Raw genomic sequence first — 8,873 nt, forward strand, 5'->3', positions numbered from 1 at the left:
GAGGTGGGCGAGCTCCGCGAGCCCGGAGGGGGCGCCCCGCGCGGACTCCGCGACACGCACCGAATCCGCAACGCCGCGAATCTCCCCCTCCGTCACTCCGCCCCTTACTCCGGGCGGACGAGCCACGTGAGGTGCTTGAGCTCGGGCTCGATCAGCCGCTCCCAGGCCAGCCGCACGGCCGCGGGCGAGCCGGGGACGGAAAACACCACGCGGCGCCGGTACACGCCCGCCGTGGCGCGCGACAGCATGGCCGCCGCGCCCACCTGCTCCCAGCTCAGCATGCGGAACAGCTCGCCGAACCCCGGGATCGGTTTCTCCAGGTGCCGCACCAGCACGTCGTACGTGGTGTCGCGCGGCGCGATGCCCGTGCCCCCGTTGAAGATGACGATGCGCGGCGCGCCGAACGACATGGCGTGCAGCGCCGCCTCCACCTCGTCCGGCTCGTCCCGGATGACGCGGTAGCCCGCGACCGTGTGGCCCGCGCGCGTGATGGCCTCGCGCAGCCACTGCCCGTTGGTGTCCGTCTCCTCCGACCGCGAATCGCTCACGGTGACGATCGCGATCCCCAGCGGCCCGTGGGTCTCGCGCTCCGCCGCCCGGTGGTGCCGCTCGCTGCTCTCCGACGTCATCCCCATCCTCCCGAATCCCGGTTGTCGTCCTCGGCCGCGCGTCCGCCGAGGACCAGAATCGCCGGCGGACCTGCACGAAGCCAGCCCGCGCGAAAGCCGCCATCCGCCGGATGTTCGCCCGCCGGGCTTTCGCCGTGTGGCGTCGGCGTTAGATTGCGCGCACACCCATCCGCATGACCGCGCCCGCCGCCCCGGCCCCCGCGCTTTATGAACGCGTTTCCGCACGCCACCGCAAGAGGACGGACCCGGATGCCCATCGCCCGGGCGTTCGGCGCGTCCGCGTCCGCGTTTGCCCGTTCGCACGGCGGCGCGGCGTGACGGACCTGCACGGCGGCCCCATCGACCCGTACGCGCTGGAGCCGGACCCGGCCCCGGACGGGCGGCGCCGTGACTGGAAAAAGCCCCTGCTGGCCGCCGTCATCATCGGTGCCGTCGTGGCGGGGCTGGTGTGGGGCGGGCACTTTGACTTCGAGGCGCTCAAGTCCCACCGCCAGCAGCTGCTGGACTACACGCACCAGCACTACACCACGGTGCTCATCGGCGTCATCGTCATCTACACGGTGGCCACGGCGCTCAGCTTTCCCATGGGCATCGTCATGACGTTCGCCGTGGGCTTCCTCTTCGGCCGGTGGGTGGGGACGGGCATCGTGGTGCTGGCCGCGTCCGTGGGCGCCACGCTGGCCTTTCTGAGCGCCCGCTACCTCTTTGCCGACGCGGCCCGGCGGCGGATGGGGCCCATGCTGCAGCGCATGGCCAAAGGGTTCGAGGAAGATGCGTTCAACTACATCCTTTTCACGCGCCTGGTGCCCGTCTTTCCCTTCTGGCTGATGAACCTGGTGCCGGCGTTCACCCCCGTCTCCGCGCGGACGTTCTTCGTGGCGACGCTCATCGGCATCCTCCCCGGCACCTTCGTCTTCGCCAACGTGGGCGAGTCGCTGGCGCGCATCGACTCGCCGCGCGACCTTGTGGGCACGCAGACGCTGCTGGCCCTGGCCCTGCTGGGCGCCAGCAGCCTGGTGCCCATCGTCCTCAAGAAGCTCCGCACCCCCAGGAACCGCTGATGGCCGACATCTCCGTGGAGCGCGCCCCGCGCCGCACGCCGCTGGCCCTGGCCGCGCTGGCCGTGGCCATCATCGCCCTGCTGATGCTGTTCCTGAGCGGCCCCGGCACCCGCTTCGGCATGTGGGACTTCCGCACGGGATTTCAGCTGATGCGGTACGCCGCCTACGCCGGCATCGCGGCTGCCGTGCTGTCGCTCGTGGCGCTGGCGCTCACGCGGGGGCGCGGCCGGGTGATCGCGGCCGTGGCGCTGGTGATGGCCGCGGTCGCCTGGTTCATGCCGTGGAACGCGCGGCGCGGCGCCATGCAGTACCCGCCCATCCACGACATCACCACCGACACGCGCAACCCACCCGTGTTCGTGGCCGTCGCGCCCCTGCGGCAGGACGCGCCCAATCCCGTGGAGTACCTGGGCGACAGCATCGCCGCGCAGCAGCAGCAGGCGTATCCCGACATCCGCCCCATGATGATGGCGATGCCGGTGGACTCCGCCTTTTCCCTCGCGCTGCGCACGGCGCGGGGGATGGGATGGGAGCTGGTGGACCAGAACCGCCGTGAGGGGCGCATCGAGGCCACGGCTACCACGCCCTGGTTCGGCTTCAAGGACGACGTGGTGATCCGCGTGTCGTCCGCGTCGGGGATCTCGCGCGTGGACGTGCGCTCCAAGAGCCGCGTGGGCCGCGGCGACGTGGGCGCCAACGCCAAGCGCATCCGCGCGTACATGGACGCCCTCCGCGCCGCCGATCCCAATCCCATCACGGACACGCAGTAGCGGGTTCGGGCGGGAAGGAAAGACTTCGCGGATCGCGGAGCGTCCCCCATCCCCGGCCCTTGCCCCCACAACCGGCGTGGGGGAAGGGAGAACTGCGGCGCGGCATTCGGCTGATCCGCGCCGAAAGCGGCCCGCCCCTCTCCCGGCCTTTCCCCGCTCGTTCCTGGCGGAGAGAGGAGAACCGGGCCCCGCACCCTCCGGGCTCCCGCTCGACGGGCCGCCATGCGAAACCCCTCCGCGCGAATCGCGCGGAGGGGTTCGTCGTACTCCGCCGATGCGGTCGGGCGCTACGGCTGACGGTCGCGCATCCGCGGCTCCAGGCGGCGGCCCAGACCGTTTGCCACGCGCTGGTACGCGGCCGCGCAGCCGCCCGCGCGCGCCGCCGGGATCAGCCCGTGCCTGCGGTACTCGGGAAAGACCGGCGGATTGGCGCCGTACGCCAGGCACGCCACCGTCTCCACCCGCTCGGGCGTAAGCTGGTGCGTGCGCGCGTGCTCCCACTCGCTCCACCGGGCATCGGCGCGCTGCAGCGTCCGCATCCCGTTCAGCACCCAGCTTCCCCGCTCGCCGCCTGCCGGGACCAACATCAGGGCCATGAGCTCGTCCACGGCGCGCTCCTCGCCGTTGGGCGCCGGCAGGTTCATCTCGTCCACCATGGCGTGCGCCATCCCGTGCAGCAGCACGTAGTTGAGCGCCGGCGCCCACGCCGCCCGGGTGCTGTCCTCCACCAGCAGCAGCCCGGACAGGCGCACCAGCATGCGGTAGCACACCTGCAGCGTGGCCTCTTCCGGCACCCAGCGCACTTCGGAGGTGGCGCACTCCATGGTACGGAGCGTCAGGGGGCGGGGCAGGCTCACCCAGTAGCTCATCCACCGCGCGGTGGCATCCAGCGCGTTGCTCTGCTCCAGGAACTGGCGGATGTGCACCGATTCCGAGCCCTGCGCCTCGTCGTATTCCACGCGCCAACCCGTCCGCGCCTGGCCTTGCGCGGGCACCGCGGCGGCGAGCAGCAGCAGCGCGGCCAGCCCCAGGCAGCCGCGGTTCACCATCCGTTTCATCGATCCGGGAGAGAAAGAGCACGTACGGAAAGGGACGGAACATTGACGGGGAGAAAGATACGGTTCCCCGGCGCCCGGTCAACGAACGCGATCCGCCGGCGGGCGGCCCGGACCGGCGCACCCGTCCGGACCGCCACCGTCCCCCGATCCGCATCCGCCGCCGTATCCGATCCGCGTCAAGCCCCCGCTCGGCCGTCCGATCCGCATCCGCTCACCACTGCGGGTTCTCGGCCAGGAAGGCGCGCATGCCCTCGGGCTCCAGGGGCGGGGCGATGAGGTAGCCCTGCGCGTAGTCGCATCCCATGGCGCGCACGTCCTCCAGCTGGTCCGCCGTCTCCACCCCCTCGGCGATCACGGCCAGGTCCAGCCCGCGGGCCAGCAGCGCGATGGTGCGCACCATCTGCCGCGTGGCGTGGTTCCCGGGCATGCGGCTCACGAAGCTGCGGTCGATCTTGAGCCCGTCCAGCGGCAGCGAGTGCAGCGAGCTGAGCGACGAGTACCCCGTGCCAAAGTCGTCCATCTGCACCTCGATCCCCAGCTCCTTGAGCTGCGCCAGCATGGCGCCCGCGCTGCCGGGGTTGTCGATGACGGCGCTCTCGGTGATCTCCAGCTTGAGGTGCCGCGGATCCAGCCCGCTCTCGTCCAGCGCGTCGCGGATGCGCTCCACCAGGTCCGCCTGGCCAAACTGCTTGGCGCTCAGGTTCACGCTCAGGGCGATGCGCGCGTGCTCGAACTCGCCGCGCCACGCGGCCAGCTGCCGGCACGCCTCGGCCAGCACCCACGCGCCCAGGGGCAGGATGAGCCCCGTCTCCTCGGCCACGGGGATGAACTCGCCCGGCGAGGTGAGGCCGCGGTCCGGGTGCACCCAGCGGATGAGCGCCTCCACCCCCGCGATGCGCCCCGTCTTGAGGGAGATGATGGGCTGGTAGCGCAGCCGGAACTCGCCGCGGGTGAGCGCGCGGCGCAGGTCCGTCTCCAGCTGCAGGCGCGCCATGGCCTGCGCGTGCATGGCCCGGTCGAACACCTCGTACCGGCTGGCGCCGCTGCCCTTGGCGCGGTACATGGCCACGTCGGCGTTGCGCAGCAGGTACTCGGGCCGGTCCGTCCCCGCCCCGCACAGCGCGATGCCGATGCTGGCCGTCGTGAACACCTCGTATCCCCCCAGGTTCACGGGCGAGGCCACGGCCTGCCCCAGCCGCCCGGCGATGCGCTGCGCCTCGTCCGCGTCCTCCAGCTCCTCCAGCAGCACGGCGAACTCGTCGCCGCCAAAGCGCGCCACGGTGTCGGAGGCGCGCACGCTGGCCCGCAGCCGCTCGGCGATCACCTGCAGCAGCTCGTCGCCCACGTGGTGGCCCAGCGAGTCGTTGACGACCTTGAAGCGGTCCAGGTCCAGGAAGAGGACGGCGAACAGGCGCGCCTCGTCGCCCTGAAAGCCGTGCAGGGCCCGGCCCAGGCGCTCCATGAACAGGTGCCGGTTGGGCAGCCCCGTGAGGGGGTCGTGCAGGGCGTGGTGCAGCAGCCGGTCCTCCACCCGCTTGCGCTCCGTTACCTCCTCGCCAAAGACGTGCACGGCGCCCAGGGCGGGGTGCGGGTGGTACGTCCACGAGAACACGCGCGAGCCCACGGCCGCCTCTACCCCGCGCGCGCCCGTGCCGGCGCCCACGCACCCCTGCACGATGGCCGCGTGGTCCGCGGGCAGCAGGCCCAGCGGCTCGTCCACGCGCAGCTCCAGCAGCAGGCGCTCGGCGGCGGGGTTCAGGTAGATGGGGCGGCCGCGCAGGTCGCACTCCAGGATGGGGTTGGGGCTTTCCTGGGGGATGGCGGCCAGGCGGCGGATCTGGTCGTCGCGGCGGCGGCGGTCGGTGACGTCGCGCGAGTTGACCACCACGCCGCGGACGACGGGATCGTCGATGAGGTTGCGGCCAATGCCCTCGAAGATGCGCCACTCGCCGTCGCGGTGCCGCACGCGCACCTCGATGGGCAGCCCCGCGCCGGGCTGGCCGCGGGTGGCGCGCAGGGCGTCCATCACGCGTCCCACGTCGTCGGGGTGCAGGAACTCCATCACGCTGCGGCCAATGAGCTCCTCCGGGTCCCAGCCCAGCAGGCGCTGGATGGAGGGCGTGATGTAGCGCGTGGTGCGGTCGGCGTTGATGACGTGGATGACGTCGCGGGCGTTCTCCACGAGGGAGCGAAAGTACGCCTCGCTTTCCCGCAGCGCGTCGCGGGCCCGGGCCATGGCGGAGCCGGGCTCGGCGGTGAGCGCCTCGTCGGCGGGAGGGAACAGCGAATAGGACATCGGATGGCCTGCGGGCGCGCGGCCAGCGCCCCGGATCGGGGACGGCCGTGCGCGGGAGATTCCGAATTCTACGGAGGAACGACCGGGCGATCGCCGGCTGCTGAAACAATAGCACTCCGCCCCCTGCCGCGAAACCGCGCGTCCCGTTGGGGCCGCCGGGGATACACGTTCCGGTTTCGTCTGCGGATCGGGACGGGGTGAGGGAATATCGAGTTATCTGCACCCGGATCAATCCGCGCCTGCTCCCATCTGTGCGGGCATCGCGCCGTCCGGAGCGAATGAATTCGCCGCTGGAAAGTCGCGGAGTCCGCCTGCGCGGACTGCCCCAGAAAGGGCCGGGACACGTGCAGCGGAGCGACTTCCGGTCAGTTGAAGCCTCGCGTAGTTTGCGAGGCTTTCCGCAGTGGTTGCGGCGACTTTAGTCGCTCCGTCCGGACGCCGGCCCATGCGCACAAAAGACGGGGCGGACTGGATCTCCCAGTCCGCCCCGCTCTCCATCAGTCGAATGCGGCCGGGATCAACTCCCGCACTCACGCACTCACGCACTCACGCACTCACGCACTTCCCTACCGCGTGGCCGGCGCGGCGGGCGTCGCCTCGCGCGGGGGCGCGTTCTTCACGTAGCGGTCCAGCCAGTTGATCATCTCCGCCAGCGTGTGCAGCGTGCTCTCCCGCGCGCGGTAGCCGTGGGCCTCCAGCGGCAGCACCACGTAGCGCACCGTGGCGCCGTGCCCCTTGAGCGCCGCGTAAAAGCGCTCGCTCTGGATGGGAAAGGTGCCGCTGTTGTCGTCGTTGGCGCCGTGGATGAGCAGGATGGGCTCGTTCACCTTGTTGGCGTAGGTGAACGGGCTCATCCGCGTGTACGTGTCCGTGGCCTCCCAGTACGTGCGCTGCTCCGCCTGGAACCCGAACGGCGTGAGCGTGCGGTTGTACGCGCCGCTGCGGGCGATGCCCGCGCGGAACAGGTCGCTGTGCGCCAGCAGGTTGGCCGTCATGAACGCGCCGTACGAGTGGCCGCCCACGGCAATGCGGTCGCGGCTGGCCACGCCCATCTCCACCACCTTGTCCACGGCCGCCTGCGCGCTGGCCACCAGCTGCTCCACGTACGTGTCGTTGGGCTCCACGTCGCCCTCGCCCACGATGGGCATCGTCGGGTTGTCCAGCACGGCGTAGCCCGCCAGCAGCACGAACAGGTGCGAGATGCCGCCCGGCCGCGTGAACCGGTTGGGCGAGTCCGTGATCTGCCCCGCCGCCGCCGCGTCGCGGAACTCCGTGGGATACGCCCACATCAGCAGGGGCAGGGGGCCGTCGCGCCCGGCGTCGTAGCCCGGCGGCAGGTACAGCGTGCCGCTCAGCCGCACGCCGTCGTTGCGCGTGTAGGTGATGAGCTGCCGCTGCACGCCCGCCAGCTGCGGGGCCGGATCGGGGAAGTTGGTCACGGCCCGCGCCTCGCCGCCCGGCAGCGCGCGGACGAAGTAGTTGGGCGGATCGGTGATGGTCTCGCGGCGGGTGAGCACGCGGGCGCCGTTGTCGTCCAGCACCGTCACCACCGTCTCGTAGAACGGGTCCTCGGCGCGCCACAGGCGGCGGCTCTGCCCGCTGGCGACGTCCATCACGTCCAGGAACGGGTAGTTGCCCCGCTCCGACGCGCCCACGGCCGTCATGAAGATGCCGCGGCCGTCGCCCGTGAACTTCATCACCGAGTGGCCCGTGGGCGTCACGGTGAACAGGGGTGTGCCCGGGTCGCCGTAGCGGTCCTCGTAGCTGCGGTCGCTCAGCAGGCGCGGCTCGGCCCCCGGGGCGGACGGGTTGACGACGAAGCGCTTCTCGCGGCGCGTGTTCCACCACTGCGAGCTCACGATGGCCAGGTCGCCGCGGCCCCACCAGATGCCGTCGAAGCGGTGCTCCAGGTCGATGAGCTTCGTGGGCTGGGCCGTGAACGGCGCGCTGAGCATGAAGACGCGGTCGCGCACGGCGGCCTGGCGGCGGGGGTCGCCGCCGTCCTGCGCCTCGGTCCAGGCCAGCGTGGCGGGCGCGTCGCTGCGCCACTGCACGGAGCGCGGCCCCTCGTACACCGCGTCGAACGACGGCGGCAGGTTGTCCGTCAGCGGGATGTCGGCGACCTGCTTGACGACGGCGCCCGTGCGCGCGTCGATCACCGTGGTCTCCTCCGGGAAGTTGGAGGCCGGCACCACGTAGCTGTACGGCTTCTTGATGCGCGTCACCAGCAGGTACTGGCCGTTGGGCGACGGCTCGTAGCCAAAGAAGATCCCCGGCTGCCCCAGCGCCACCGGTTGGCCCTGCAGGGGCACGCGGGTGATCTGCGACGTGAAGTAGTAGTCGAACAGGGCTTCGTCGCCCGCGTTCTGCAGCAGGTCCTGGTAGGTGCGCGCCGGCGCCGTGCGCCCCGCGTTCTCCTGGATGGTGGGGCCCGTGGGCACCTCGGACGGGCGCGGGGCCGCGCCGCGGTTCTGCGGGATGCGCAGCACGACGAAGCCCGAGCCGTCCGGCAGCCAGCGGTACGGCGTGCCGATGGTGCCGTTGAGCTCGGCGCCCATCACGCGGCGCGCCTGGCCCGTGGCAACGTCGGCCACCCACAGCTCCAGCCCGGTCTGCGTGGCGTTCACGAACGCCAGCCGCTGCCCGTCGGGCGACCACTGCGTGCCGGACACGCGGGCGCCCGCCGGGAGCTGCACGGGCCGGGTGGCGCCCGTGGACAGGTTCTGGAAGGTGATGCCGTTGCTGTACGCCGCGCGCGTGGCGCTGATGCCGTTGGTGCGCGGGCTGATGCGGAACCCGGCCAGGCGCAGCTCCGGCTCCGCCATCTCGGCGATGGTGGGCAGCCCCTCGCGGGTGAGCAGGGCCAGCGTCTGCCGGTCGCGGCCCACCAGCACGCCGGGCGTGGGCTGCGCCGTGACGATGGCGGGGATGGGGTCCGGCGGGCTCAGGTAGCCGCCCTGGGCCGCGACGGCCGGGGGGCCGGCCAGCGCCAGGACGGCCAGGAGCGCGCCCGACCGTCGGATGCGGGTTGCTTGCATGGCGTGTTCGGGGGAGAGGGT

At 71.9% G+C, this 8,873-nt stretch carries 6 protein-coding genes; 2 read left to right on the forward strand and 4 right to left on the reverse strand.

The features are described from left to right. Window positions 1-104: 104 nt before the first annotated feature. Entirely contained in the window at window positions 105-629 is a 525-nt protein-coding gene (locus tag VFZ20_RS11040) for a molybdenum cofactor biosynthesis protein B (protein ID WP_329683930.1), read from the reverse strand. 314 nt (window positions 630-943) lie between these two features. Here VFZ20_RS11040 and VFZ20_RS11045 point away from each other — a divergent pair, with 314 nt between their 5' ends. After that, window positions 944-1,690, forward strand: a complete 747-nt coding sequence (locus VFZ20_RS11045) for a TVP38/TMEM64 family protein (RefSeq protein WP_329683931.1) — start codon at window positions 944-946, stop codon at window positions 1,688-1,690. Continuing rightward, entirely contained in the window at window positions 1,690-2,460 is a 771-nt protein-coding gene (locus VFZ20_RS11050; RefSeq protein WP_329683932.1) for a DUF1499 domain-containing protein, read from the forward strand. Before VFZ20_RS11045 ends, VFZ20_RS11050 begins: the two co-directional genes overlap by 1 nt. A 287-nt stretch (window positions 2,461-2,747) precedes the next feature. On the opposite strand, the gene VFZ20_RS11055 is transcribed toward VFZ20_RS11050, so the two are convergent. The 3 genes from VFZ20_RS11055 to VFZ20_RS11065 all read right to left on the reverse strand — a co-directional run bounded on the left by VFZ20_RS11055 (window position 2,748) and on the right by VFZ20_RS11065 (window position 8,852). Then, window positions 2,748-3,518: a DUF4344 domain-containing metallopeptidase gene (locus VFZ20_RS11055; protein WP_329683933.1), complete on the reverse strand. Its 771-nt coding sequence runs from the start codon at window positions 3,516-3,518 to the stop codon at window positions 2,748-2,750. A gap of 211 nt (window positions 3,519-3,729) precedes the next feature. Next, entirely contained in the window at window positions 3,730-5,814 is a 2,085-nt protein-coding gene (locus VFZ20_RS11060) for a putative bifunctional diguanylate cyclase/phosphodiesterase (RefSeq protein ID WP_329683934.1), read from the reverse strand. A gap of 566 nt (window positions 5,815-6,380) precedes the next feature. Continuing rightward, the gene (locus VFZ20_RS11065; RefSeq protein ID WP_349264084.1) at window positions 6,381-8,852 is read right to left on the reverse strand and encodes a prolyl oligopeptidase family serine peptidase; all 2,472 of its coding nucleotides are present in this window, start codon (window positions 8,850-8,852) and stop codon (window positions 6,381-6,383) included. Window positions 8,853-8,873: the final 21 nt, after the last annotated feature.

This window comes from Longimicrobium sp. (genome assembly GCF_036280135.1).
Taxonomy (GTDB): domain Bacteria; phylum Gemmatimonadota; class Gemmatimonadetes; order Longimicrobiales; family Longimicrobiaceae; genus Longimicrobium.

Coding starts and splice junctions, on each gene's coding strand:
- VFZ20_RS11040 (WP_329683930.1), bottom strand. CDS start 629: ATGACGTCGGAGAGCAGCGAGCGGCACCACCGGGCGGCGGAGCGCGAG.
- VFZ20_RS11050 (WP_329683932.1), top strand. CDS start 1,690: ATGGCCGACATCTCCGTGGAGCGCGCCCCGCGCCGCACGCCGCTGGCC.
- VFZ20_RS11055 (WP_329683933.1), bottom strand. CDS start 3,518: ATGAAACGGATGGTGAACCGCGGCTGCCTGGGGCTGGCCGCGCTGCTG.
- VFZ20_RS11060 (WP_329683934.1), bottom strand. CDS start 5,814: ATGTCCTATTCGCTGTTCCCTCCCGCCGACGAGGCGCTCACCGCCGAG.
- VFZ20_RS11065 (WP_349264084.1), bottom strand. CDS start 8,852: ATGCAAGCAACCCGCATCCGACGGTCGGGCGCGCTCCTGGCCGTCCTG.